This window comes from Parendozoicomonas callyspongiae (assembly GCF_023502345.1).
Lineage (GTDB): Bacteria > Pseudomonadota > Gammaproteobacteria > Pseudomonadales > Endozoicomonadaceae > Sansalvadorimonas > Sansalvadorimonas callyspongiae.
This window is the reverse complement of sequence record NZ_JAMFLX010000144.1, coordinates 1-574: the sequence shown is the minus strand read 5'-3', so window position 1 is coordinate 574 and position 574 is coordinate 1. Positions and strand designations below refer to the sequence as shown.

Here is a 574-nt window from a genome sequence, read left to right as displayed (position 1 = left end):
GATGCGTGGCCATCCTGCCCAATGGGCGGGTGATTTCGGGCTCACGTGACCATAGCTTGAAAGTCTGGGATCAGACCCGGGAGACCGGTGACAAGTGTATCGCCACCTTAACAGGGCACACCGAATCGATCAGATGTGTAGATATCCTCTCTGATGGGCGGGTGATCTCTGGCGCTTGTGACGGAATAAAGGTCTGGGATCTGGGTCGGAGGTCAGGTGAGGAGTGTGTTGCCACATTGGGGGATCACAACGATTGGGGCAAAAGTGTGACGATCCTCCACGATGAGCGGCTGATTACAGGTGCTACTGACGGTTCCCTGAAACTTTGGGACTTGACCAGGGGGGCAGACCATGAATGTGTCGTCATTCTGAAAGGGCAAAACATGCGGGTCAGATGTGTGGTCGTCCATCCCGGTGAACGGGTGATCTCAAATTCTGGCGACAACACGCTGAAACTCTTGGATCTGAACAAGAAGGCTCCAGATGATATGTGTATTGCCACCTTGAGTGGTCACAATGATTTTGTCAAATGTATGGTCGTCCATCCCGATGGACGGGTGGTCTCAGCCTCTGG

The 574-nt window shown here is 53.5% G+C and carries 1 protein-coding gene; it reads left to right on the top strand.

Features of this window, described 5'->3' with window-relative positions; all coding sequences use genetic code 11:
* On the top strand, positions 1-574 hold a 574-nt coding region (locus tag M3P05_RS20695), incomplete at both ends, for a WD40 repeat domain-containing protein (protein ID WP_249702046.1).